General features: G+C 66.1%; 23 protein-coding genes and 1 tRNA gene. 8 read left to right on the forward strand and 16 right to left on the reverse strand.

Features of this window, described 5'->3' with window-relative positions; translation table 11 throughout:
• Window positions 1–14 precede the first annotated feature (14 nt).
• From ABR323_RS08355 to ABR323_RS08365, 3 genes are all read left to right on the forward strand, one after another.
• The gene (locus ABR323_RS08355) at window positions 15–1,172 is read left to right on the forward strand and encodes an FtsX-like permease family protein (protein WP_197616236.1); all 1,158 of its coding nucleotides are present in this window, start codon (window positions 15–17) and stop codon (window positions 1,170–1,172) included.
• A 13-nt stretch (window positions 1,173–1,185) separates the two neighbouring features.
• Window positions 1,186–2,508: an ABC transporter permease gene (locus tag ABR323_RS08360; protein ID WP_439448949.1), complete on the forward strand. Its 1,323-nt coding sequence runs from the start codon at window positions 1,186–1,188 to the stop codon at window positions 2,506–2,508.
• A 573-nt stretch (window positions 2,509–3,081) separates the two neighbouring features.
• Entirely contained in the window at window positions 3,082–5,940 is a 2,859-nt protein-coding gene (locus tag ABR323_RS08365; protein ID WP_439448950.1) for a TonB-dependent receptor plug domain-containing protein, read from the forward strand.
• Window positions 5,941–6,088: 148 nt separating this feature from the next.
• On the opposite strand, the gene rarD is transcribed toward ABR323_RS08365, so the two are convergent.
• Both rarD and yedA read right to left on the reverse strand, forming a co-directional pair.
• The gene (gene rarD / locus ABR323_RS08370) at window positions 6,089–6,985 is read right to left on the reverse strand and encodes an EamA family transporter RarD (RefSeq protein ID WP_439448951.1); all 897 of its coding nucleotides are present in this window, start codon (window positions 6,983–6,985) and stop codon (window positions 6,089–6,091) included.
• Window positions 6,982–7,887, reverse strand: a complete 906-nt coding sequence (yedA, locus tag ABR323_RS08375; protein ID WP_135272004.1) for a drug/metabolite exporter YedA — start codon at window positions 7,885–7,887, stop codon at window positions 6,982–6,984. Before yedA ends, rarD begins: the two co-directional genes overlap by 4 nt.
• Before the next feature lie 226 nt (window positions 7,888–8,113).
• On the opposite strand from yedA, the gene ABR323_RS08380 reads away from it, so the two are divergent.
• The gene (locus tag ABR323_RS08380; protein ID WP_135272003.1) at window positions 8,114–9,448 is read left to right on the forward strand and encodes an MFS transporter; all 1,335 of its coding nucleotides are present in this window, start codon (window positions 8,114–8,116) and stop codon (window positions 9,446–9,448) included.
• Between the two features lie 151 nt (window positions 9,449–9,599).
• On the opposite strand, the gene ABR323_RS08385 is transcribed toward ABR323_RS08380, so the two are convergent.
• From ABR323_RS08385 to ABR323_RS08400, 4 genes are all read right to left on the reverse strand, one after another.
• Complete coding sequence (locus ABR323_RS08385) at window positions 9,600–11,252, reverse strand: M28 family metallopeptidase (RefSeq protein ID WP_439449171.1); 1,653 nt, start codon at window positions 11,250–11,252, stop codon at window positions 9,600–9,602.
• Between the two features lie 104 nt (window positions 11,253–11,356).
• Window positions 11,357–12,289 carry an MBL fold metallo-hydrolase gene (locus ABR323_RS08390; protein WP_439448952.1) on the reverse strand — a complete coding sequence of 311 codons (933 nt, stop codon included), beginning with the start codon at window positions 12,287–12,289 and terminating at the stop codon, window positions 11,357–11,359.
• Window positions 12,290–12,438: 149 nt separating this feature from the next.
• Entirely contained in the window at window positions 12,439–12,735 is a 297-nt protein-coding gene (locus ABR323_RS08395) for a hypothetical protein (RefSeq protein ID WP_295519269.1), read from the reverse strand.
• 166 nt (window positions 12,736–12,901) lie between these two features.
• Window positions 12,902–14,194 carry a tryptophan--tRNA ligase gene (locus ABR323_RS08400; protein WP_439448953.1) on the reverse strand — a complete coding sequence of 431 codons (1,293 nt, stop codon included), beginning with the start codon at window positions 14,192–14,194 and terminating at the stop codon, window positions 12,902–12,904.
• Window positions 14,195–14,302: 108 nt separating this feature from the next.
• On the opposite strand from ABR323_RS08400, the gene ABR323_RS08405 reads away from it, so the two are divergent.
• Window positions 14,303–15,103 carry a hypothetical protein gene (locus ABR323_RS08405; RefSeq protein WP_439448954.1) on the forward strand — a complete coding sequence of 267 codons (801 nt, stop codon included), beginning with the start codon at window positions 14,303–14,305 and terminating at the stop codon, window positions 15,101–15,103.
• Window positions 15,104–15,175: 72 nt separating this feature from the next.
• Here ABR323_RS08405 and ABR323_RS08410 read toward each other — a convergent pair whose 3' ends face one another.
• From ABR323_RS08410 to rocF, 3 genes are all read right to left on the reverse strand, one after another.
• Window positions 15,176–15,397, reverse strand: a complete 222-nt coding sequence (locus ABR323_RS08410; protein WP_089241428.1) for a CsbD family protein — start codon at window positions 15,395–15,397, stop codon at window positions 15,176–15,178.
• A 203-nt stretch (window positions 15,398–15,600) separates the two neighbouring features.
• Window positions 15,601–15,738 (reverse strand): entericidin A/B family lipoprotein, encoded by a 138-nt coding sequence (locus ABR323_RS08415; protein WP_008266021.1) that lies wholly within the window; start codon window positions 15,736–15,738, stop codon window positions 15,601–15,603.
• A gap of 160 nt (window positions 15,739–15,898) precedes the next feature.
• Window positions 15,899–16,819 (reverse strand): arginase, encoded by a 921-nt coding sequence (gene rocF, locus ABR323_RS08420; RefSeq protein WP_004137058.1) that lies wholly within the window; start codon window positions 16,817–16,819, stop codon window positions 15,899–15,901.
• 129 nt (window positions 16,820–16,948) lie between these two features.
• On the opposite strand from rocF, the gene ABR323_RS08425 reads away from it, so the two are divergent.
• Entirely contained in the window at window positions 16,949–17,296 is a 348-nt protein-coding gene (locus ABR323_RS08425) for a hypothetical protein (RefSeq protein WP_439448955.1), read from the forward strand.
• A gap of 24 nt (window positions 17,297–17,320) precedes the next feature.
• On the opposite strand, the gene ABR323_RS08430 is transcribed toward ABR323_RS08425, so the two are convergent.
• Complete coding sequence (locus ABR323_RS08430) at window positions 17,321–18,091, reverse strand: DUF3011 domain-containing protein (RefSeq protein WP_439448956.1); 771 nt, start codon at window positions 18,089–18,091, stop codon at window positions 17,321–17,323.
• A gap of 595 nt (window positions 18,092–18,686) precedes the next feature.
• Between ABR323_RS08430 and ABR323_RS08435 the strand changes: the two genes are divergently transcribed.
• Complete coding sequence (locus ABR323_RS08435) at window positions 18,687–19,094, forward strand: hypothetical protein (protein WP_433897225.1); 408 nt, start codon at window positions 18,687–18,689, stop codon at window positions 19,092–19,094.
• Between the two features lie 80 nt (window positions 19,095–19,174).
• Window positions 19,175–19,498, forward strand: coding sequence for a hypothetical protein (locus ABR323_RS08440; RefSeq protein ID WP_439448957.1), 324 nt, complete (start codon window positions 19,175–19,177; stop codon window positions 19,496–19,498).
• 235 nt (window positions 19,499–19,733) lie between these two features.
• Here the strand turns inward: ABR323_RS08440 and ABR323_RS08445 are convergent, their stop codons facing one another.
• From ABR323_RS08445 to birA, 6 genes are all read right to left on the reverse strand, one after another.
• Window positions 19,734–20,036 (reverse strand): addiction module antidote protein, encoded by a 303-nt coding sequence (locus ABR323_RS08445; protein WP_439448958.1) that lies wholly within the window; start codon window positions 20,034–20,036, stop codon window positions 19,734–19,736.
• Window positions 20,037–20,076: 40 nt separating this feature from the next.
• Entirely contained in the window at window positions 20,077–20,382 is a 306-nt protein-coding gene (locus tag ABR323_RS08450) for a type II toxin-antitoxin system RelE/ParE family toxin (RefSeq protein WP_439448959.1), read from the reverse strand.
• 178 nt (window positions 20,383–20,560) lie between these two features.
• A tRNA-Thr gene (locus ABR323_RS08455) sits at window positions 20,561–20,636 on the reverse strand.
• A gap of 40 nt (window positions 20,637–20,676) precedes the next feature.
• Window positions 20,677–21,525 carry an SPOR domain-containing protein gene (locus ABR323_RS08460; RefSeq protein ID WP_439448960.1) on the reverse strand — a complete coding sequence of 283 codons (849 nt, stop codon included), beginning with the start codon at window positions 21,523–21,525 and terminating at the stop codon, window positions 20,677–20,679.
• Window positions 21,526–21,534: 9 nt separating this feature from the next.
• A complete protein-coding gene (locus tag ABR323_RS08465; protein WP_439448961.1) occupies window positions 21,535–22,266 on the reverse strand; it encodes a type III pantothenate kinase in 732 nt (243 codons plus the stop codon).
• On the reverse strand, window positions 22,263–23,231 hold the full coding sequence (birA, locus tag ABR323_RS08470) for a bifunctional biotin--[acetyl-CoA-carboxylase] ligase/biotin operon repressor BirA (RefSeq protein WP_439448962.1): 969 nt from the start codon (window positions 23,229–23,231) through the stop codon (window positions 22,263–22,265). Before birA ends, ABR323_RS08465 begins: the two co-directional genes overlap by 4 nt.
• Window positions 23,232–23,310: the final 79 nt, after the last annotated feature.

Here is a 23,310-nt window from a genome sequence, read left to right on the forward strand (position 1 = left end):
CGGAGGCCGCAACGATGAAATACTTTTCGCTGGTCTGGGCGCAGCTGTTCCGCAGCCGCACCCGCACCCTGCTCACGTTGTTGTCGGTGGTGGCCGCGTTCCTGCTGTTCGGCATGCTCGATTCGGTGCGCGTGGCGTTCTCTTCCGGTGGCAGCGTGGAAGGCGCCAACCGCCTGGTGGTGGCCTCGCGGCTGTCGATCACCCAATCCCTGCCGATCCGCCTGGAAACGCAGATACGCCAGGTCGCCGGTGTGCGCGACGTGGCCTACGGCATGTGGTTCGGTGGCATCTACCAGGACCCGAAGAATTTCTTCCCGAACTTCTCGGTATCGCCCAACTACTTCGATGTCTACCGCGAACTGCAGATCGACCCGGCGCAGCTGGAGGACTGGAAGCAGACCCGCACCGGCGCGATCGTCGGCGAAACCCTGGCCAAGCAGTTCGGCTGGAAGATCGGCGACACCATCCCGCTGCAGGCGACGATCTTCCCGCGGGGTGGCAGCAACGACTGGCCGTTGGAACTGAAGGGCATCTACCGTTCCAAGGACCGTGCGCTGGCCGCCAACGAAGAACGCCAGCTGATGATGAACTGGAAGTACTTCGATGAGTCCAACGACTACATCAAGAACCAGGTGAGCTGGTACACGGTCACGCTGGATAACCCGGACCAGTCCTCGCGGGTGGCGCAGGCCATCGATGCGATCTCGGCCAACTCCGACCACGAAACCAAGACCCAGACCGAGTCGGCGTTCCAGCAGGCCTTCGTCAAGCAGTTCGCCGACATCGGCATGATCGTCACCTCGATCATGGGCGCGGTGTTCTTCACCCTGCTGCTGTTGACCGGCAACACCATGGCGCAGGCGGTGCGCGAGCGCGTGCCGGAGCTGGCCACGCTGAAGACGCTGGGCTTCAAGGACAGCACCGTGCTGACCCTGGTGATGGTGGAGTCGGTGCTGCTGATTGGCCTGGGTGGCCTGATCGGCATGGGCCTGGCCGCGCTGATCCTTCCGGCGATCGGGCCGAAAAGCATGGGCATGCTGCCACCGCACGTGCCGACACCCACCTGGCTGATGGGGCTGGGCCTGATCGTGGTGATCGGCATCATCGTCGGCCTGCTGCCGGCGCTGCGTGCCAAGCGCCTGAAGATCGTCGACGCACTGGCCGGCCGCTGAGGAGGACACCCACATGTTCAAGAGCAAACTCAAGAAGTGGCTGGGCAACGGCATGACGATGCTGCTGCTGGTGATCGGCCTGGTGCTGTGGATCAACCTGCCATGGTTTGGCGTACTGGCCGTAGCCGTGCTGGTGGCGCTGTGGCTGCTGCTGACCCGCGGCGGCCGGCTGGCACTGGCCGCCACCCGCATCGGCGTGGCCAGCCTGCCGCAGCGCTGGGGCGCGTCCTCGGTGATCGTGGTCGGCATCGCCGGCGTGGTCGGCGTGCTGGTGGCCATGCTGGCGATGGGCGAAGGCTTCCAGGCCACGCTCAACAACACCGGCGATGACACCACCGCCATCGTGCTGCGCGGCGGCTCGCAGGCCGAGACCAATTCGGTCATCACCCGCGCGCAGGTACCCACGCTGTCCACCCTGCCCGGCATCACCCGCGATGCCGAAGGTCGACCGCTGCTGTCGCCGGAGCTGTCGCAGGTGGTCAACCTGGTGTCCAAGTCCGATGGCACCGACGTCAATGCGCAGTTCCGCGGCGTCGGCCCGCAGGCGTGGGCGGTGCATGACAAGGTCAAGATCGTCGAAGGCCGCAAGTTCGCCACCGGCCTGCGCGAGATCGTGGTCGGCCAGGGCGCCAGGGGCCAGTTCCGCGATCTGGATGTCGGCAAGACGCTGACGCTCGGCAACCAGACCTGGACCGTGGTGGGTGTGTTCGCCACCGGCGATGCACATGATTCGGAACTGTGGACCGACGCCGATACGCTGGCCACCACCTACCAGCGCAGTGCGTGGCAGTCGATCAGCGTGCGCACCGATGGCAAGGCGGGCTTCGAGCAGTTCAAGGCCGCCGTCGCCGCCGACCCGCGCCTGAAGCTGGATGTGGAAACCACGCGTACCTACTACAGCAAGCAGGGCGGCGGCCTGACCAAGCTGATCGACATCCTCGGCAAGGTGATCGGCACGATCATGGCGGTGGGTGCGGTGTTCGGCGCGCTCAATACCATGTATGCCGCGGTGGCGACGCGCGCGCGAGAGATTGCGACCATGCGCGCGATCGGCTTCCGTGGCCTGCCGGTGGTGACGGCCGTGATGCTGGAAACGATGCTGCTGGCGCTGCTGGGTGGCCTGCTGGGATGCGCAGTGGCATGGCTGCTGTTCAATGGCTACAGCGTGTCCACCATCGGCAGCAACTTCAGCGCGGTGGTGTTCAAGTTCCATGTGTCGCCGGAACTGCTGTGGACGGGATTGAAATGGGCACTGGGTATTGGGCTGGTGGGTGGCCTGTTCCCGGCGCTGCGTGCGGCACGATTGCCGATCACCACGGCGTTGCGCGAAACCTGAGCATCACGCAGTTATACAACGCGCATCGCGCAGGGGACGGAGCGGAGGCTCCGTCCTTTTTTGTTTGAGCGTCATCCACGCGTGGCGTGGATCTACTGATGCGACGCATCCACGCATGGCGTGGATCTACTGGTGCGACGCATCCACGCATGGCGTGGATCTACTGATGCGACGCATCCACGCATGGCGTGGATCTACTGATGCGACGCATCCACGCGTGGCGTGGATCTACTGGCGTGATGCATCCACGCATGGCATTGACCGATGCATTACGCGCGGATCCAGTAGATCCACGCCATGCGTGGATGGATGCCTGTGCACACGCGCCGCTACAGATTGCGGGAAATCCGCCGCTATCGATGCCTCTGCTCATCGCATACGCAACGCGCGTGACGTTGCGCACACCATATCTGTGGATTGTTGGTTGCGATTCATTTTCGCGCACCTCCACAGCGCAGAGACAAACAGTTACGAATGGAAACACTCTAGAATCCCGGCCCCCACGTTGGTTTGCAGCACCCCACGCGCCCACAGAACGGGCGCATGTTTTTTCTGAAACACGAGATTTCACGGATGTCCCTGAAAACCAATCCGCTGCGCAACGCGATCGTCATCGCGCTGGCCACCAGCTGCACCACCCCCGCCTTCGCACAGAGCGCCGGCGATACCCCGACCAACCTCGACCGCATCGAAATCACCGGCTCGCGCATCCGCCAGGCCAGTGTCGAAACCGCCCAGCCGGTGGTTGCGCTCAACCGCGCCGAGATCGAGAAGAAGGGCTACGTCAACGTCGCCGACATCCTGCAGGACGTCACCGCCGCCGGTGCACCGAGCCTGAGCCGCGCGTCGTCGCTGAGTTCTTCGCGCGACTTCGGCGGCATGTACGTCAGCCTGCGCAACCTCGGCCCGGAACGCAGCTTGGTGCTGATCGATGGCCGCCGCATGGGCGTCAGTGCCGGCGGCTACTCCGACCTGGCTTCGATTCCCTCGGCCATCGTCGAACGCGTGGAAGTGCTGACCGATGGTGCGTCCGCACTGTATGGCTCGGACGCTATCGCCGGCGTGGTCAACATCATCACCCGCAAGAACTTCGACGGTGGCGAAGCCAGCGTCTACGTCGGCCAGTACGGTGAAGGCGACGGCCAGAAGCGCTCCTACAGCGCCACCTTCGGCAAGACCTTCGACCGCGGCTGGTTCAGCGTCGGCGCCGAGCGCACCAAGGAAGACGAGATCCTCGGCAGCGAGCGCGAGTTCAGCCGTTACCCGGGTGGCCCGCGCCATTCCGACGACGTCAAGGCACTGAACCAGACCACGCAGTGGGGCAGCGTCACCGTCGGTGGCAAGTCGCTGACCGTCGGCCCGGGCGGCGACCCGGGCAACAAGGATAATTTCCACGCGCCGAATCCGGCCGATGGCTCCAATACCAAGACCAACATGAGCCTGCTGAGCGGCCTGGAGCGCACCTCGGTGTTCGCCAACGGCGGCTTCTCGATCAACGATGACCTGCGCATCGTGGCCGACGCGATGTACAGCAAGCGCGAGTCGACCAAGCACCTGGCCGGTTACCCCTACTCGGTGTCCACCGCGCAGGCACGCAACGGTTCCCGTGCGGCCCTGTCCAAGGACAGCGCGTTCAACCACTGGGGCCAGGACGTGCTGTTCTCGCACCGCACCGAAGAAATGCCGCGTGCGACCGAGAACAACCTGGAAACCAAACGTGCCAGCCTCGGCCTGGAAGGCAGTTTCGAAACCGGTTCGCGCTACTGGGACTGGAACGTCAGCTACATGTACAACCGCAATGAAGGCGAGCGCATCGGTAGCGGCAGCCTGTACCAGCCGCACGTCAACCAGGCCGTCGGCCCGTCCTTCATGGACGGCAACGTGGCCCGTTGCGGTGCGCCGGGCGCGGTGATCGCCGGCTGCGTGCCATGGAACCCGGCCGCTCCGATGGGCTATACGGGCCCGGGCTCGCTGAGCAACCAGGACGTGCAGGACTACCTGTTCACCCGCTTCGTCGACAAGATGAAGAGCACCACCAAGGTCGCCAGCGCCAACATCTCCGGCTCGGTGTTCACCCTGCCGGCCGGTGATGTCATGGCCGCGATGGGCTTCGAGCACCGCAACGAAGAAGCCAGCTATACCCCGGACATGATGGTGCAGAAGGGCGAGATCACCGGCACCACCGGCCAGCCGACCCGTGGCGACTACTCGCTCAACGAGGTCTACCTGGAACTGCAGGTGCCGCTGCTGGCCGACATGCCGTTCGCGCGCGAGCTGTCGCTGGACCTGGCCGGTCGCTACACCGACTACAACACCTTCGGTTCGACCACCAACAGCAAGTTCGGCGTGAAGTGGAAGCCGATCGACAGCCTGCTGGTGCGAGCCACCTACGGCACCGGCTTCCGTGCGCCGACCGTGGACGACCTGTACAGCGGTGGCACGAAGAGCCGTGATTCGTTCACCGATCCGTGCGATACCTCGTTCGGCATCGCCGCCAGCAGCGCGACCGTGGCCGCACGCTGCCAGGCCCTGAAGGTGCCGGCGGACTTCCGCCAGCAGACCGCTTCGGAAGGCAACGTTGCCAACCGTCCGGGCCAGCAGGGCATCGCCGATTTCGACTCCGGTTCCAACGTGAACCTGAAGCCGGAAACCGCCAAGACCTGGACCGTGGGCCTGGTGTACAGCCCCGAGTTCGTGCCGGGCCTGGATGTCAGCCTGGACTGGTGGAAGATCCGCATCGACAACGCGATCGTGGGTGAATCGGCTACCGACATCCTCAACCAGTGCTACGTGCAGGGTGTGGATTCGGCCTGTGGCCGCTTCACCCGTTCGACCAGCGCCAAGACGCTGGGCCAGGTGACCGCGCTGGACCGCTCGCTGGTCAATGCCGGCTACCGCGAAACCGCTGGCTACGATTTCAGCCTGCGCTACCGCCTGCCGGAAACCTCGTTCGGCCGCTTTGCCGCCATCTGGAACACCACCTACACCGAGTACCTGGAGCAGCGCAACGACAGCGCCGCCACCACGCCGGTGGAACAGCGGACCGGCTGGGAGGGCAACTTCCGCGTGCGTTCGACCTTCAACCTGGATTGGCAGTACGGCGATCTGGGTATCGGTTGGACCGCCCGCTACTACTCGGGCATGAAGGAAGCCTGCTCGTACGACCTGAGCGGTGGCCCGGACTGCAACATGGCCGGCTTCGTCTCGCCGTATACCGATGCGCAGCCGAGCCGCAAGGTGGGCTCCAACACCTTCCACGATCTGCAGGTGCGTTACAGCCTGCCGTGGGACGGCACCGTGTCGCTGGGCGTGAACAACGTCTTCGACCACCAGGGCCCGATCATGTACAGCCAGCCGAACAGCAGCTTCACCTACTTCGGTGGCTTCGACATCGGCCGCTTCATGTACATGAAGTACCAGCAGCGCTTCTAAGCCTGCAACCGCGTTCCCGCCACAGCCATCTCTCTCCTGGCTGTGGATGGAAGCAGAACGGCGCCCCTCGGGGCGCCGTTCTTTTTTACGGGGAAGCGGGGTCGGATCCCTCCGCGTTGCGGAGGGATCCGACCCCCTTGGCCCGGCGCTACCGCTTCGCGCGCATCGTGCGGATGTTGTCGCCGACGAACAGGATCAGGCCCGCCCAGATCGCAGCGAAACCGATCGCCTTGCCGGTGTCGAACGCTTCGTGGAAGAAGAACACGCCCAGCAGCAGCTGCAGGCTTGGCGCGATGTACTGCAGGATGCCGACCAGCGACAGCGGAATGCGCTTCACGCCGTAGGCGAAACCGATCAGCGGCACCGCGGTGATCGCGCCACCGAAGATCAACAGCAGATCGTTGCGCCAGCCCCAGCCGTGGAAGAATGCGCCGCCATGGCCGTTCTCGGCCCAGATCGCGAACGCCAGCGCCGGCAGGAACAGGTACAGGCTTTCCACGCCAAGGCCGGCCACCGGATCGACCGAGACCAGCTTGCGCAACAGGCCATACAGACCGAACGAACAGGCCAGGCCCAGCGCGATCCACGGCGGCGTGCCGGCATCGATGGTCAGCCAGGCCACACCCACCGCCGCCATCGCCACCGCCACCCACTGCAGGCGGCGCAGCCGCTCCTTCAGCACCAGCACGCCCAGCAGCACGTTCACCAGCGGGTTGATGAAGTAGCCCAGGCTGGTTTCGATGACGTGGCCGGCATTGATCGCCCAGATGTACAGGCCCCAGTTGAAGGCGATGGTCAGGCTCGACACCAGCAGGATCGACAGCGCGCGGGGCTGTGCGGCGATCTTCTGCCACCAGCCCAGGCGCGAACTGAGCAGCAGCCAGCCCAGCACCATCACGGTGCTCCAGATGATGCGGTGGGCGATGATCTGGAACGAGGGCACCTCGTTGAGCAGGTGCCAGTACACCGGCACCAGCCCCCAGATCACGAAGGTGGAGGCGGTGACCAGCAGGCCACGGCGTTGTTCTTTCTCGTCCATGCTCATTTCTTTCGCGTCCTTGCCATTGTCAGTACCACCACACCCAGAAGAATCACCGCCATGGCGAGGAAGTCCCGCCATCCAAAACGTTCACCATTCAATGCGGCGCCCAACAGCACGGCAATCACGGGATTGACGTACGCATAGCTGCCCGCCAGCGCCGGGCGCACGTTCTGCAGCAGCCACACATAGGCGGTGAACGCCACGATCGAACCGAACACGCACAGGTAGGCCATCGCCAGCAGGCCACCGGTGTCGGGCAGCGAGGTCGGCCGCTCGCCGACGGCCAGGCCGATCAGCACCAGCAGCACGCCGCCGCAGATCATCTGCCCGGCGGCAGTCATGAACGGGCCCGGCAGATCCAGCCCGCGTGCCCACACCGAACCGAACGCCCAGCCGATCGGCGCGATCAGCAGCAGCACCAGCCCGGTCGGCGAGGCGGTCAGGCTGCTGCCGGCATTGAGCCAGACAACGCCGACAAAGCCGACCGCGATGCCCAGCCATTCGCCCTTGCTGGCGTGCTGGCCACGCAGCGCCGAGAACAGCGCCATCCACAGCGGCACCGAGGCCACCGCCGTGGCCGCCAGGCCCGAGGACACCTCGCGCTCGGCCAGTACCACCATGCCGTTGCCCAGCACCAGCATGGTCACGCCCATGATGACCAGGTTGCGCCACTGCCGCAGGGTTGGGTTCGGCATCTTCCAGAACAGGCGCAAGGCCAGGAACATCAGGCCGCCGGCAATGATGAAGCGGCTGCCGGAGACCATCGTCAGCGGCAGCGCGCCGCCGTGCAGGGCCTTGGCGATACCCAGGTAGGTCGAACCCCAGACCACGTAGACCAGCAGCAATGCCAGCGCGACAAGGCCACCCCGGGGGGCAGCCGCAGACGGAACAGGGGGAGCCGACATGACGCACCAGAGGAGCCGGGGGAAGGCGGATTCTAGGACGTTTTGAGTATGGTCCGGGACCCCATACGGTGGCACGCTGTCACCCATCCATGCACCCTGCTCTGGTCTGCTACCCCGTGTTGACGGCTGATGCAGTACCAAGAAGGCTTGCCCGGCCGCGCCGCCCCGATGGCCGGGCGCCGTATTCCCTGCGCACGGACGCGCCGCATCGAGGATTCCCACCCAGATGAGCACCACGTCCCAACCTGCTGTACCCGCCACCGACGGCGCCGCACTGCGGCGGTCGATCTCCAATACCCTCAAAGGCTCCGCCGGCAATCTGGTGGAGTGGTACGACGTCTATGTGTACTCGGTGTTCGCCGTGTACTTCGAATCGCAGTTCTTCTCGCCGGATGACAAGAACTCCACCATGTACGTGTGGGCGATCTTCGCCGCGACCTTCCTGATGCGCCCGATCGGTGCCTGGTTCTTCGGCCGCTTTGCCGACCGCCACGGTCGCCGCCAGGCGCTGACCGTGTCGGTCACGCTGATGGCGGCCTGTTCGTTCCTCATCGCCATCACCCCCACCGCCGCCAGCATCGGTATCTGGGCGGCCGTGGTCCTGCTGTTCGCGCGGTTGCTGCAGGGCTTCGCCACCGGAGGTGAATACGGCGCCAGCGCCACCTACATGTCCGAGGCTGCGATCCCGGGCCGCCGCGGCTTCCTGTCCTCCTTCCACTACGTCACCCTGGTCGGTGGCCACGTGCTGGCCCAGCTGACCCTGCTGTTGATGCTGACCTTCTGGGGCAAGCCGGAAATCTCCGAGTGGGGCTGGCGCATCGCCTTCGGTATCGGTGGCATCGCCGCGGTGGTGGTGTTCTGGCTGCGCCGTGGCATGGACGAATCGCTGTCGGAGTCGTCCATCGAGGCAGCACGCGAGGGCAAGGCGCAGAAGTCCGGCTCGATGTACGAACTCTTCGTGCACCAGTGGCGGCCGCTGCTGCTGTGCTTCCTGATCACCGCCGGCGGCACCGTGGCCTTCTACACCTATTCGGTGAACGGCCCGAAGATGATCCAGAGTGCCTTCGCCGCCAATGATCCGATGACCGGCACCCTGATCAACCTGGGCGTGCTGGCCTTCCTGATGGTGCTGCAACCGGTCGGCGGCTGGCTGTCGGACATCATCGGCCGCAAGACGCTGCTGGTGTTCTTCGGCGTGGGCGGCGTGCTGTACAGCTGGTACCTGATCACCCAGCTGCCGCACCAGCATGACGCCACCCTGGCGTTCCTGACGCTGGCGCTGGGCTTTGTCATCCTCACCGGCTACACCTCCATCAACGCCGTGGTGAAGGCCGAGCTGTTCCCGACCCACGTGCGTGCACTGGGCGTAGGCCTGGGCTATGCGCTGGCCAACTCACTGTTCGGCGGCACCGCCCCGCTGCTGTACCAGGGCGCGCTGAAGACCGGTCATGTCGACTGGTTCGCCATCTACGTGACCGCGACGATCGCAGTGTCGCTGGTGGTCTACGTGTTCTTCCTCACCAACAAGGGCCCGAACTGGCTCGACGGCACCCGCAAGTAAGGGGGCTGTCATGATCGCGGCCACCGGTGCAATGCCGGTGGCCGCCGGTTGGGGCGCGTGGCTGAAGACGTGGTAGTGCCGGCCGCTGGCCGGCAACTGCACGTCCCTTCGAAAGGTTGATGATGTTGCCGGCCAGCGGCCGGCACTACCGTTACTTGCGGGCGGCTTCGCTCTTGTCGCGTGCGCCGCGGAACTCGGATTCCTTCTCCCACGTCGGCCAGCGGCGGCTGTTGGCCAGCTCGGCACCCAGGTCGTACACCAGCAGGGTGTCGGCAGCGTGGCCGGCCGGGTCCCAGCTCGGGGTCCAGGCATCGCAGGCCTGGTGGTAGCAGTCAGCGAAGTATTTCTCACGCAGCGCGCGGCCGGCTTCAACACCGCCGTCCAGCTTGTCCAGGCCGGGGCCGATGGTGATTGCCGGCACGCCCAGGCGGGCGAAGGCGAAGTGGTCGGCACGGTAGAAGAAGCCGGCCTCCAGGTTCGGGTCCGGGCTGTAGCTGCGTCCGCGGGCCTTGGCCACACGTTCAAGGTCGCCTTCCAGCGAGACACGGCCCTTGCCCCACGAGGCGATGTCCCGGGTCGCGCCGTCCGGGCTGAACATCTCGATGTTCAGCACTGCAGCGGTCTTGTCCAGCGGCGCAAGCGGGTGTGCAGCGTAGTAGCTGGCACCCAGCAGGCCCTTCTCTTCGGCGGTCAGTGCCACGAAGTACAGCGTGCGCTGCGGCTGCGGGCCGGCGGCAAACACACGGCCCAGCTCCAGCACGGTGGCCACGCCGGTGGCGTTGTCGATCGCACCACGGCGGATGCGGTCGCCCTTGGCATCGGCCTGGCCGATACCGAAGGCATCCCAGTGTGCGGAGAAGATCACCGCCTCGTCTGCATGCTCGCCACCGGGCAGCTTGGCCACCACGTTGCGGGTCACCACCTGCTCGCGCTTGAGCGCGAAATCAACGCTCAGCTTCGCGTTGTCCAGTGCCACCGGACGGAAGTCGGCACGCATCGCCTTGCGCTTCTCGGCATCGAAGTCAAGGCCGGCGTCGGCGAAGATCGCCTCGGCCAGCTCGCGCTGCATCCAGCCACGCAGCGGCGTGTGCTGGGCCATCGCCTCGGCCTGGCCGCGCTCGATGTCGAACAGCGGCGAGGTGCCCGAGCTCTTCACCGTGGCCCAGCCATAGGCGGCCGGAGCGGTCTCGTGCACGATCAGCACGCCTTCGGCACCGCGGCGCGCAGCTTCCTCGAACTTGTAGGTCCAGCGGCCGTAGTAGGTCACGGCCTTGCCGTCGAACGCGCCCGGCGCATCGGCTTCGAAATCGGCGTCATTGATCAGCACCACGGCAATCTTGCCGTGCAGGTCCACGTCCTTGTAGTCGTTCCACTGGCGTTCCGGTGCGTCGATGCCGTAGCCGACGAACACCAGCGGGGCATTCTTGATCTGCACGCGCTTGCGCGGCTGCAGGCTCTGCAAAGTCACGTCCACGCCGTTGGCCAGCGCGCGGCTGCCCTGCTTCAGCGACAGGCTGGCCTTGGCCGGGCCGTCCAGCTGCGCGCGCACCAGCGGCACCGGCTGCACCCAGCTGCCATCCACGCCACCCGGCTGCAGGCCGTAGCTGCGGAACTGCTCGATCAGGTACTGCACGGTGCGCTCTTCGCCTTCGGTGGCCGGTGCGCGACCCTCGAATTCATCCGATGCCAGCACACGCACGTGGCGCGACAACGCCTGCGGATCGATGCCGCCACCCGGCAGGTCATTGGCCGCATGGGCCAGCCCACCCACGAACAGGCAGGACGACAGCAGCAACACGCGCATCGGATTCACGGCAGTACCACGGCTAGCTTGGAAGTCACCAGAGTGTAACGTGGTGGTGACTTCGCGGCGCGGCTTGGGCCGCGTCATCCACGCGCGGCGTGGATCTACCTGCTGATGCGATCCAGCCAGCAGGCAAGGCCCTGCGCGTTGAGTTCGATGTCCATCGCCAGAACAGCGGTCACCGCCGCATCGTCCAACGCGCAGCCATGCAGCTGTGCACGTTCCAGGTACAGCGCCTGCAGCGCGGCCAGCAGGCAGCGGTGGCGGTCCGGACGGCCATCGCACTGGCGGCCGATGGCGGCCATCGCATCGATCTGCTCGAACAGGTCTTCGGCCAGTTTCTCCACCTGTTCCACACGACCGTAGTGGGTCAGGTACATCGCCTGCGGGCCGTAGCCCAGCATGCGCTGGATCGAGGCCGTCATCGCCTCCGGATCGAACTGCACCGGCGACGATGTGGGGAAGATGAAAGCACCCTGCGCGCTGTCCAGCTCGCGGTAGGAGATGCCGAAGGTATCGCCGGTGAACCAGCTGCGGCTGCGCGCATCCCACACGCAGTAGTGGTGCAACGCATGACCAGGCGTATGCAGCAGCAACAGCTCGCGCCCGGCCAGATCGATGCGGTGGCCGTCTTCGGCCACCACCACGCGGGCCTCGGCAATGGCTTCTATGCGGCCGTAGCTGCGCGCGATCTCCTCGGCGCCGTATACCGCCGTGGCACCGGCAATCAGCCGGGTCGGGTCAATCATGTGCGGTGCACCGCGCGGGTGCAGCACCGCCTTGGCGTTTGGCAGGTGCTGCATCAGCAGGCCCGCGCCGCCGGCGTGGTCCAGGTGCACGTGCGTGAGCAGCAGCCAGTCCACCGCCTCCACGCCCAGGCCGGCGTGCGCCAGCGCCTGCAGCATGGCCGGCACCGACAGGCCGGTGCCGCAGTCGACGAAGGCCGCGCGGCCGTTTTCAACGATCAGGTAGGCCGCGTCGAAGTCGGGACGCTGGAAGCCGGTATCGATGGTATGGATGCTGGGGTCGGCGGTCATCGGCACGCACCTGGCAGGATCGGGAACAGATGCCCATGGTAGGCGCGTAGCCGGGACAGGTTCGATGCGGCTTTGGTCGGGTAGTGCCGGCCGCTGGCCGGCAACCCTGGGATCGCCAGGAGAATGCAGGTGCCGGCCAGCGGCCGGCACTACCTTTCCAGCCATCGCGGGCGCAGCAACAGCGCCAGCACCAGCACCGCCAGGAACGCGCCGTAGGCATACAGCACGGCCAGCACCTGCGGCCAGATCGGGCCGGCGCCGGGCTGCACGCGGCCGATGTGATAGCCCCACAGCATCGAGCCGATGCTCAGAGCGAAGGCCAGCGCCAGGGTGGTGGTATCGAACAGGCGCCGTCGCGCGGTACGCGGCTGGCGCGGGAACAGCCAGTACAGGCTGCCCAGCAGCAGGAACCAGGGCAGGAACAGCAGCAGCGACAACCAGGCCATCGCAGACTCCATGTCATCGCGCCGGGGGCGCGCGGACATCATGCCACGGCCTTCGTTCCTGGGTAGTGCCGGCCGCTGGCCGGCATTCCCTATGCAAATGCCGTGGTAGTGCCGGCCGCTGGCCGGCGGTTCTGTGCAGTTGCCGGCCAGCGGCCGGCACTACCCCTTACGCTTCGCGCAGCACGGCCAGGGCAGCCAGCACCGCGTCCACTTCGGCTTCCAGCTTGAACAGCTCGCTCTGCAGCTGGTCGCCCTGCTCGGCCTGCTTGATCACTGCAATCAACTGGCCGGCATCGCGCGGCGAATCGAAGCCTTCGCTCTGGACCAGCAGCGTGCCGTCACCGGCGGTCAACTTGAAGTAGAAACGGCCGTCCTTTTCGCGGTACTGCTTGAACAGCGGCGGTGCCACGCGGGCCACGCCGGCATCCTCGCTGGCAATGTCGCCAGCGGTGGAAAGGTCGCGCAGGCCCACCGCATGGCGCAGCTCTTCCAGCAGCGGTGCCGCCAGCTGCTCGCGAAGCTGCTGGCCACGGCGCTTGAGCAGCGCCTCGATCTTTTCCGGCTCGGCCATCAGCGCGTTGTAGCGCTCGCGCAGCGGCGACAGTTCGCTGTCGATGCGTTCGAACAACTGCTGCTTGGCGTCGCCCCAGCTGATGCCGGCAGCGAAGGCCTTGGCGAATTCAGCGGTCTGTTCCGGGGTGGCGAACGCCTGGTACATCTGGAACAGCGCCGAGCCTTCGGTGTCCTTCGGCTCGCCGGGTGCGCGCGAATCGGTCAGGATCGAGAACACCAGCTTCTTCAGCTCCTCGCGCGGCACGAACAGCGGAATGGTGTTGTGGTAGCTCTTGCTCATCTTGCGGCCGTCGAGGCCCGCCAGCGTCGCCACCTGCTCGTCGATCACCACGTCCGGCAGCGGGAAGTACTCCTTGCCGTACACGTGGTTGAAGCGCTGGGCGAAATCGCGCGCCATCTCGATGTGCTGGATCTGGTCACGGCCCACCGGCACCTGGTTGGCCTTGAAGATGAGGATATCGGCGGCCATCAGCACCGGGTACATGAACAGGCCGGCACTGACGCCTGCGTCCTCGTCCACGCCTTCCTCACGGTTCTTGTCCACCGCCGCCTTGTAGGCGTGCGCGCGGTTGAGGATGCCCTTGCTGGCGATGGCAGTCAGGAACCACATCAGCTCGGTGGTCTCGCGGATGTCGCTCTGGCGGTAGAACCACACGTATTCCGCGTCCAGGCCGCAGGCCAGCCAGCTGGCCGCGATCTCCAGGGTCGCGCGCTGGGTGCGCTGCGGGTCCTGGGACTTGATCAGGCTGTGCAGGTCGGCCAGGAAGAAGAAGCTCTCGATCCCCGGGGCGCGGCTGGCCGCGATCGCCGGACGGATGGCGCCAACGTAGTTGCCCAGGTGGGGCGTGCCGGAGGGGGTGATGCCGGTAAGGACTCGGGTCGTCATGACTGTGTGGGGGAACCTTCGATGAACGGGGCCAGTTTACCTTGCACGCCACCAACCCCGTCAGGGCCCGCGGCGCGTTCATTCACGCAACCCCGCTGGAGACGCCCGATGAAACGCTTGCTGCCCCTGCTGCTGATCCTGCCCCTGGCCGGCTTCCGCCCCGCTCCGATGCCGCCGCCGGTGTACCACGATGGTCCGGTACGGATGGCCCTGGTCGACCGCGACCGCGGTACCGAACTGCGCAGCTACCCCGCCGATGGCCAGCGCTGGGTGGCCGGCGAGCGCGGCCACCGCTACGCCGTGCGCCTGTACAACGACAGCCCGCGCCGGGTGCTGGTGGTGCTGTCGGTGGACGGCGTCAACGCCATCTCCGGCGAGAACGCCGATCCCTCGCAGACCGGCTATGTACTCAACCCCGGCCAGCACGCCGACATCACCGGCTGGCGCAAGAGCCAGGACGAAGTGGCGCAGTTCGTGTTCAGCAGCCCCAGCGGCAGCTATGCCAGCCGCACCGGCCGCCCGGACAACATCGGCGTGGTCGGCGTGGCGGTGTTCGAGGAGGCGCGCCGCTGGTACCCGCAGCCGATCCTGCGCCGTGGCCTGCCGCTGCCGGCACCGGCCGCTGAAGCCGCGGCCGATGCCAGCGCCAGCAGCAGCCGCATCGAGGGCTACGCCAGCAAGTCGCAGGCGCCAGCGCTGGGCACCGGCCACGGCGCACGCGAACAGTCGTCGGTACGCGATACCGACTTCGAGCGCGCCAGCCGCAGCCCCGCCCAAGTCCTGCAGCTGCGCTACGACAGCGCCCGCAACCTGCGCGCGCGCGGCATCCTCGTTGATTCTCCCTCGCGCCTGCCGCGCGAGCCGCAGGCGTTCCCCAACCGCTACGTGCCGGACCCGCCGGCGCGCTGATCGCCCGTACACACAGCACAACGCCCGCAACCTCACGGTGCGGGCGTCGTGTTATGGGGGAAACCGTAGCGCTTACTTGTAGTCCGGGTAGTCCTTGCTCACGCTGTCCTGGAAGTCACGGACTTCCTTCTCAGCGCGATCCTTGGCCCAGCCATAACGTTCCTGCAGGCGACCGGCCAGATATTCGGCATTGCCTTCGGCCACATCGAAGTCGTCGTTGGTCAGATCGCCCCACTTGGCCTGGGCCTTGCCCTTCAGCTGCGACCACTTGCCGGAAATGATGTCTTTGTTCATTGCTGGGAGTCCTTGGTTGCAACGGCATTCTTACCGTGGCTCCAGCTTCGCGCAGTGGCTGTTGAGTACCGGTCAACCCGCAATGAAATGCGTGCTCACCTGCTTGAATGGTTCACTCCGCTTCGACAGTCACGCGGAAAAAAGCGCGCACAAAAAAGGCCGGGGATGTCCCCGGCCTTTTCGCTTTCCGTTCCGTGCAGGGCTCAACGGCCCTTCGCGGTGTCCTCGACCTTCTCGCCCGCCTTCTGCACGTCCTTGCCGGCACCGGCAATGGTGTTGCAACCGGCCAGCAGGGCCACCGAGAACATCGACAACAGCATCAGGGCAACTACGCGCTTCATGGGCTTCTCCTTGGGTTTGCCGCTACACCGCTTCATTCGCGGATGGGATTCTTTCGCTCGGCGGGAGAGGCCAATGCCACCACCGCCGCGTGAGGTGCAATCTGGCGGGAGTGGCGTGGAGCGCGTGTGAACGGATCACCGATCCGTTCAGGCCAGGGCCTCAATCACGCATCAGGGTGGACTTGCCGAACAGGCTTTCGACCAGGTCCACGGCCAGCTCAGCGGTGGCATTCTGCTTGTCCAACAAGGGGTTGAGCTCGACGATGTCCAGCGACCCCATGCGCCCGGTGTCGGCAATCATCTCCATCACCAGCTGCGCCTCGCGGTAGTTCACGCCGCCCGGCACGGTGGTGCCCACGCCCGGCGCGATGCTGGGGTCGAGGAAGTCGACATCGAAGCTGACATGCAGGTGGGTGTTCTCGTCGATGCCGGCCAGCGCCGCTTCCACCGTGCGCTTCATGCCGTTCTCGTCGATGTAGCGCATGTCATAGACATCCACCTTGTGGGTCTTGATCAGGCGCTTCTCTTCCGGGTCCACCGAACGGATGCCGATCTGGTGCATCTGCGCCGGGGTGATCGCCGGCACGGTGCCACCGAGGCGGGTCAACGCATCCGGGCCGAGGCCGCACAGGCAGGCCACCGGCATGCCATGGATGTTGCCCGAAGGCGTGACATCGCTGGTGTTGAAATCGGAATGCGCATCCAGCCACAGCACGCGCAGGGTCTTGCCCTGCTCGCGGCACCAGCGCGCCACCGCAGTGATCGAACCGATGCCCAGGCAGTGGTCGCCGCCGAGCATGATCGGCATGCGGCCGGCCTGCAGTTCGGCGTAGCTGGCTTCCATCAGCGCATGGTTCCACGCCACCACTTCATCCAGATGGCGGTAGCCTTCCACCGGCGCGGTCCACGGGTTGCGCGGACCATCCAGGTTGCCCAGGTCGCGCACGTCCACGCCGCGCGCCTCCAGCGCCTCCGGCAGGCCAGCCACGCGCAGCGCTTCCGGCCCCAGCCGTGCACCGCGATGGCCCGCACCTACATCGGTGGGAACGCCAATCAGGGATACGGAGATGGGATGGGCCATGGGTGCCTCCTGCGTGGAAAAAGAAGCACAGTCTAGCCAGAGCTGTGTGACACCACTCGCGGCGGTGCAGCAGGGCAACCGCATGGCATGATGCCGCGCGGGCCCAACCGCCCTTCATGGAAGATTGCGATGTCGCCCTTCATCAACACCGCCTGGCCACGCTTTTTCACCGTGGCGCTGCCGATCGCGATTTTCGCGCTCTGGTTGAACGGTACGGTCGATGTGTCGCCGAACGGTTGGCTAATCCAGACGGCCTGCCTGATGGCGCCCCTCTCTATCCTGGTGTTCCTTGGGCTGGGTTGGCAGCGTGTACGCAAGGCACACGCTGAATACCCGATCCTGAAGAGTGAGCCGCAGCGGATGCTGACGGCGTTGATTGGCAACGTGAAGGTGGCCGCGCTGTGGTTCGGCCTGACCGTCGTCGGCATGTTCGCCCTGATGCTGGCGTGGGTGTTGCTGCGAACATCGGGCGGCTGACGGAGGTCCCTGCCGGCGACGAACTCAACCGCCGCGGCGGCGAACCGGCGTTACGCTCTGCACCTGGCCGTTGTTGCGCATCATGCACAGGAAGCGGCCATCGGGATAATCGATGATCAACTCCTGATAATCGCTGCCCACCGGTAGCTGGGTCACCAGCGTGCCCTGCGCCCCCTTGCGCATGTTGCAGGAACCCAGCGCGGTATCGCCCGGCGGCGCGCTGTTGGCCGCCTTTGACACATTGCGGAACACCGCACGGCAGCCGCCGTTCACCCACACCGAATGCCGCGACAGGCCCCAGTTCTGGCCTTGTTCGCAGCGGGTGTGGCTGAGCCGGCGCACGATTTCCACGTTGCCACGGGTATCCATGTCGCACGACACCTGCTGCTGGCCGGTGGATTCGCAGGTGACTTCGCGCGGCAGCGCCGCGTCGTTGTCGTCATCGTGGCGACGGTGGTCGCGATGTTCAGACGGTGCGGGCGCTCCGCTGGCACTGACCTGGCAGATGCCATTGGCGCCGCCTCGGCCGGTGTAGCTGATCTGCGGCGTGCCGTCCTCGTTGCTGCTGATCGACAGCGTGATGCCGGAGTTCGCATCGCGTGCTTCGAAATAGCGGTCGTTGAAGCGCTTCAGCGTGGCCTCGCGGCCCTGCACGTAGACCGGCCCGCCTTCGTCGGCGTGCACATCGATGCCGCCCGGGCAGCTGGCATTGAAGAACGGCACCGCAGCCATGGCCGGGGCCACGAAAGCGGTGGATACCAGTGCGACGGTGAGCGACAGGGCGTGGCGACGCATGTGCGGATCCCGAAGGGGCCCAGGTGGGCGTGTGGCGGCAGTATGCGGTGAGGTGCAGCGGGCTGTCCGTGAGGAATATCAAGATCCGGGTCGCACGCGTGGGGATTCATGTCTGGTAGGGTGTTCTAGAAGCCCTGCCGGGGAAGTTAAGCCAGCTTTGCTTCCTGGGCCATGAAGGGCCGTGCGACAGCAATGACGCACCAGGATTCGTCGTTGGTTGCAGCCCCGCGCGATATGTCGCTTCTGGCATTGCGATGCTCGAAACAGGCCAATCGCGATAATTCATTTTTCCTTTCAGATCACCCGATGCCATCGAAACAAACGACTGGCAGGCGGTGATTTCACGTGCGCATGATGAATCGCCACCTGCAAGGGTGGCCGGGACTTCCAAGCCCGTTTAATCGAAGCTGTATACGCTTGCCAGCCGGCGCCGTCTTCCCAAGAGCGGCGCCGGCTGGCAATCCGTTCGCCGATCGACGGCGGGCGGTGCGTGGGGGCCCTGTGCCCACCGGCTCATCGATTTCCGGTCTTGGAAGCCACGCATCGCCCGCCACCCTCTTCGGGTGGCACCTCTGTTCCCGACGAGGACGCCCGCATGCCCAAGACCCATCACCCGTACCTGACCGCAACCCTGGGCGAGGCTGCCCTGCGCCTGCCGCCCGAACTGGCGCAGCCGTTGGAAGCCGCTTTCGCTGCCGCCAACGAGGCGCCCGCGCCGATCAACCTGCCCGGCTGCCTGCAGCGCATCCAGGCCGGTGACGCCGCCGATGGACAGCCGTGGCAGGGGCCGGCAGGCACACCTGGCGACGCCGTGGCCGCCGCACGCAGGGATCGCGCCGCGGTGGGCCTGGTGTCGCTGCTGGAGCTGTACCACGCCGCAGAGCGCGTGCGCGTGGATGGGGAAGAGAAGGACGATATCGGCGACGGCACGCGCGAAGGGCTGATGCTGGCCTGCCGGGGGCTGGCGGAGTATGTGGCGCTGCAGGTGGGTGGGGCTCAATAGTGCAGAACATTGAGATCCCCAATGCACAGGTTCACAACGTCACTGCCCCGGCTAGCGAATCAGGCAGACCCGCAGCTGGAATGAGCACACCCTATCCAGACCTGAAGCCTGTTCTCGTTGAGCTGCGGCTGGACGAAGTGGATTCGCGCGGCGGCGCTGTTGCCGAGATGATCGCCTCCACCGCGCGCCCCATGGCGCTTTCAATAAGCCCTGGACTCATGTGGTACGGCTTCGTCTTGAATGACCGCGGCATCACCCGGATCACGCCGGGAACGCGGGCACACTGCACGATCTCATTCATCAACCACGACGGTGCGAAAGAGGTATTCCCCTGTGGCACGGTGGCCGCCTTCGGAGACGGATCATCGACAAAAGGGTTGATCCGCATCATCCGGTTTGATTGAACCTGTTCGCGCCGAATGCCTTGATCTGGCAACGGCAGACGCGTGATGCACCAATGCGCCGCGTGGCACACAAGCTGCATCGAGCCAGAATGGCCAAACGACTCCTCCTCTGCCGCGTCATTGAGTTGACTCACCGGCTTGGGACGAAAAAGACCGCCGAAAGGCGGTTTTTTCATGCTTTTCCGTGCGCTTTACGTCCAGCGACGTGCCAACGCATCAAGGTCCGCACGTACGCTCACGCAGCGCTGGCACGCAGGCGCACACCCAGGGCACGGGTCACCTTCAGGATGGTCGAGAAATCAGGGCTGCGCTCGCCAGACAGGGCACGATACAGACTCTCCCGCGACAGGCCCGCCGCACGTGCGACCTTGCTCATCCCTTGGGCACGCGCGATATCGCCCAGCGCCTTGGCGATGAATGCCGAATCGCCGCCGCTTTCTTCGATGCATGCATCGAGATAGGCCGCCATTTCCTTCGGTGTATGAAGGTGTTCGGCCACATCAAATGCTTCGAGTTCAACTTTCTTCTTGATAGCCATGATGGGACAGCTCCAGTACTTCGGTATTGAGTCGTTTCGCCTACAACCAGTTCGATGCTCGCAGGGCACGCGCAATCTCCTTGGCCTTCTCTATATCGCGCTGTTGCGAACCCTTGTCGCCTCCGACCAGAAGAATCAACAACTTCCTGCCCCGCTGGGTGTAGTACACGAGGTAACCGGGTCCTGCATCGATGCGTAGTTCAGAAACGCCACCTGCCAGATAGCGGTGATCACCGGGATGGCCTTCTGCGAGCCGACCGATGCGGGCCAGGATGCGGGCACGCACGGTTACGTCCTTGAGAGCGTCAATCCATGTCGCGAACTGACGGGTACGCTGGATCTTCATGGAGGAATGTAGCCTACTGGCTACATACTTTCAACAATCAGGATCGCGCGCAGGGAAGTGCACAGCGACGCATCACACGCCGCTAGGGAGAACAGCGAAGAAGGAAGGAGGGGGGCCGGGATCGGCGCCCGACTGGCCAACGCGCAGCCGCTGCAAGGGGGGATTAGCAGATGCCCAATGGTGCCGCTTATCCGAATCGAACGGATGACCTACTGTTTACAAGACAGTTGCTCTACCAACTGAGCTAAAGCGGCATGGGTGGTGCACCGGCGGCAGCGCCGCGGTCCGGGGATTCTAGCGCAACCGGGTGCATTCCAGCGACCGGCTCTGTGCCGCGCCGCTGCGCTGCTGGGCCTGGGCCGGCTGCGTGCCCGCCGCCAGCTGCCCTTCCAACCACCACTGGCCAGCGTCGCCGCTGGCGACCAGGCGCGGATGGAAGCCGGCGGCCTGCACCGCCGCCATGCGGCGCTCGGCACCTTCGCGGTTGCGGTACTGGCCCAGCGCCACGGCGTTGATGTCCTCGCCCTGGCTGATGATGTAGTAGTCGCTCAGGCCGGCGGCGACGATGCGCTTCACCGTGGCCTGAGCCTCGTCGCGGCTGGCGGCGGCCGGCAGCATCACCCGGAAACGGGCGCTGCCACTGGCAGCGGGCTGTTCGCGCAGGCGCACCTGGCTGAGCACAGCGCCGGCCTTGCCTTGCGCGCTGGTCGCGGCGGCGCGGTCGGCGAACGGACCCAGCGCGACACAGCGCGGCGGCTCGGCAGCCACGGGCGGCGTTGCGGGCTTTTCCGGCGCCGGAGCCGCTGCAGGCGGTGTTACCGGCTTGGCAGCAGCAGCAACCGGCGTAGCCTCAGCTACCTGCGGCTTGGCGACCTCCGGCTGGGCCGGCGTGGCTGGCGCAGGCGTGGCAGCCACAGCCGTCTTCTCAGCCGGTTCGCGCTCCATCAGCGGCGCGGTCGGGGCGGCGGCGGTCGCTTCGGCGGCTGCAGCGGCATCCACGCCACCGGGCACCCAGCGCAGCTCGGCCACGCCGGCCGGTTGCGGCGGCGGTGCGGGCGGTTGCGGCGCATCGCGCAGCAGCCACCAGCAGGCGACGCCAAGATTGAGGATGGCCAGTACGACGATCAGGGCACGGGTCAGCATGCGCGGATACTAGCCTGCGGGCTGGTGCACCGCCCAGCGGGCGAGGCCATCCAGCACCAGCGAGGGGTGGTAATCGGCGCCGGGCAGCAACGGCATCAGCGCCGGTGCGCCGCCACCGTGCACCAGCAGCGACGGCGCCACGCCCAGCAGCGCGTGCGCCTGCTGTGCGCTGCGTTCGATCAACGCCACTGCGGCGCCATCGCAGCCGGAGGCCAGCGCATCGGCGGTGTCGTTGGCGAACTCGCTGTAATTGCCGCCGGTTGCGGGCAGCTGCACCGCACGGGCGTGCAGCGCTTCGCGCATGGTGGTGGGCGATGCGGAGATGCGGCCACCGTGGTGCTGGCCGTCGGCGTCGAGCAGATCAATCGTCAATGCGGTACCCACGCCGACCACCAGCACCGGGCGCTGTGCCTTTGCGGCAGCCAGCAGGGCCAGGAAGCGATCGACACCGAACTTTTCCGGCTTGGCATAGGCGATGCGCACACCGGCGCATTCGGCGCTGGTGCGCACCACATGCACGTGCTCGAAGCGACGCTGCAGCTGGTCCAGCATGGCGCTGGTCAGCGACGGTGCGGCCACGCTGGCTACGAACGCGGTGGTACCGCTGGGCAGGCTGTGCGGCGGCTGCCCGGCCATGCCTTCGGCGCCGTGCGCCCAGGCCTGCACGTCACCGGCATGGTCACCCTGCAACGGCGCGAACTTGAAGCGCGAGTTGCCGAGGTCGAACAACCAATCGCTCATGCCGCCCTCACGCTGACTTCGCCGGCGTGCAGCAGGCGCTCGCGGCCATCGATACGCACGCGCAAGGCGCCGTCATCAGCCAGGCCGAGCGCGGTGCCATGCTGCCACTGCCCTTCCAGTTCCACCCGTACTTCGCGGCCGGCCAGCATGTCGAACGCGGCGTAGCGCGGCAGGAACGGCGCCAGGCCTTCGCGATCGAATTCTTCCAGCGCCGGCAGCAGGCGCGTCAACACGGCAGCAACCACCACGTTGCGATCCACCGGCTTGCCGGCCAGCGTGTCCAGGTCCACCCACGGCTGGGTGATCTGTTCGGCGAACGACGGTGGCATGTGCGTGTTGATGCCGATGCCGATCACCGCGCGCGCCGGGCCGGCGTATTCGCCACCGCCTTCGGCGAGCAGGCCGACCAGCTTGCGTTTGCCATCGACGATCAGGTCATTCGGCCACTTCAGCTGCGCCTGGGTGTAGCCCAGATCGTGCAGCGCTTCGGCCACGGCGATGCCGGCCACCAGACTCAGCCCGGCCAGGCGGCCGAGGCCACCGGAGAACAGGCGCAGCACCGACAGGTAGATATGCGCGGCCAGCGGCGAGGCCCAGGCACGGCCACGACGGCCACGGCCACCGGTCTGGCGTTCGGCCAGCAGGACGCTCACCCCGCGCTGGGGCGCGCTGCAACGCAGCAATTCTGCGTTGGTCGAGTCCACCGTCCAGGCCACCTGCAGGTCGTGCAGCAGGGCCCGGACGTCGGCAGGAAGGCCGGCGCGGATCGCGTCCGGGTCCAGCAGGTCGACCGGGCGAACCAGGCCATAGCCCTCGCCAGCGCGGCCCTCGATGTCCACACCGGCGGCCCTAAGTCCTTGAATACGCTTCCAAATGGCCGCCCGGGTCTGGCCCAGCTCACGGGCCAGGGCGTCGCCGGACAGGCGACCGGCAGCGAGTTTGGCCAGCAATTGGCGATCGTCCACGGCAGCTTCCACGAAGTCAGAAAGGAATTATGCGGGAAAGCCGCCAGCGACGCCCGCCACCGCGGAGCCGCAGGGGCTT

The organism is Stenotrophomonas sp. ATs4, from assembly GCF_051861585.1.
GTDB lineage: Bacteria > Pseudomonadota > Gammaproteobacteria > Xanthomonadales > Xanthomonadaceae > Stenotrophomonas > Stenotrophomonas maltophilia_AS.

Excerpts from the sequence above, each read along its gene's own strand:
- ABR323_RS08355 (WP_197616236.1), top strand. The coding sequence starts at position 15 with ATGAAATACTTTTCGCTGGTCTGGGCGCAGCTGTTCCGCAGCCGCACC.
- ABR323_RS08360 (WP_439448949.1), top strand. The coding sequence starts at position 1,186 with ATGTTCAAGAGCAAACTCAAGAAGTGGCTGGGCAACGGCATGACGATG.
- ABR323_RS08365 (WP_439448950.1), top strand. The coding sequence starts at position 3,082 with ATGTCCCTGAAAACCAATCCGCTGCGCAACGCGATCGTCATCGCGCTG.
- rarD (WP_439448951.1), bottom strand. The coding sequence starts at position 6,985 with ATGAGCATGGACGAGAAAGAACAACGCCGTGGCCTGCTGGTCACCGCC.
- yedA (WP_135272004.1), bottom strand. The coding sequence starts at position 7,887 with ATGTCGGCTCCCCCTGTTCCGTCTGCGGCTGCCCCCCGGGGTGGCCTT.
- ABR323_RS08380 (WP_135272003.1), top strand. The coding sequence starts at position 8,114 with ATGAGCACCACGTCCCAACCTGCTGTACCCGCCACCGACGGCGCCGCA.
- ABR323_RS08385 (WP_439449171.1), bottom strand. The coding sequence starts at position 11,252 with ATGCGCGTGTTGCTGCTGTCGTCCTGCCTGTTCGTGGGTGGGCTGGCC.
- ABR323_RS08390 (WP_439448952.1), bottom strand. The coding sequence starts at position 12,289 with ATGACCGCCGACCCCAGCATCCATACCATCGATACCGGCTTCCAGCGT.
- ABR323_RS08395 (WP_295519269.1), bottom strand. The coding sequence starts at position 12,735 with ATGGCCTGGTTGTCGCTGCTGCTGTTCCTGCCCTGGTTCCTGCTGCTG.
- ABR323_RS08400 (WP_439448953.1), bottom strand. The coding sequence starts at position 14,194 with ATGACGACCCGAGTCCTTACCGGCATCACCCCCTCCGGCACGCCCCAC.
- ABR323_RS08405 (WP_439448954.1), top strand. The coding sequence starts at position 14,303 with ATGAAACGCTTGCTGCCCCTGCTGCTGATCCTGCCCCTGGCCGGCTTC.
- ABR323_RS08410 (WP_089241428.1), bottom strand. The coding sequence starts at position 15,397 with ATGAACAAAGACATCATTTCCGGCAAGTGGTCGCAGCTGAAGGGCAAG.
- ABR323_RS08415 (WP_008266021.1), bottom strand. The coding sequence starts at position 15,738 with ATGAAGCGCGTAGTTGCCCTGATGCTGTTGTCGATGTTCTCGGTGGCC.
- rocF (WP_004137058.1), bottom strand. The coding sequence starts at position 16,819 with ATGGCCCATCCCATCTCCGTATCCCTGATTGGCGTTCCCACCGATGTA.
- ABR323_RS08425 (WP_439448955.1), top strand. The coding sequence starts at position 16,949 with ATGTCGCCCTTCATCAACACCGCCTGGCCACGCTTTTTCACCGTGGCG.
- ABR323_RS08430 (WP_439448956.1), bottom strand. The coding sequence starts at position 18,091 with ATGCGTCGCCACGCCCTGTCGCTCACCGTCGCACTGGTATCCACCGCT.
- ABR323_RS08435 (WP_433897225.1), top strand. The coding sequence starts at position 18,687 with ATGCCCAAGACCCATCACCCGTACCTGACCGCAACCCTGGGCGAGGCT.
- ABR323_RS08440 (WP_439448957.1), top strand. The coding sequence starts at position 19,175 with ATGAGCACACCCTATCCAGACCTGAAGCCTGTTCTCGTTGAGCTGCGG.
- ABR323_RS08445 (WP_439448958.1), bottom strand. The coding sequence starts at position 20,036 with ATGGCTATCAAGAAGAAAGTTGAACTCGAAGCATTTGATGTGGCCGAA.
- ABR323_RS08450 (WP_439448959.1), bottom strand. The coding sequence starts at position 20,382 with ATGAAGATCCAGCGTACCCGTCAGTTCGCGACATGGATTGACGCTCTC.
- ABR323_RS08460 (WP_439448960.1), bottom strand. The coding sequence starts at position 21,525 with ATGCTGACCCGTGCCCTGATCGTCGTACTGGCCATCCTCAATCTTGGC.
- ABR323_RS08465 (WP_439448961.1), bottom strand. The coding sequence starts at position 22,266 with ATGAGCGATTGGTTGTTCGACCTCGGCAACTCGCGCTTCAAGTTCGCG.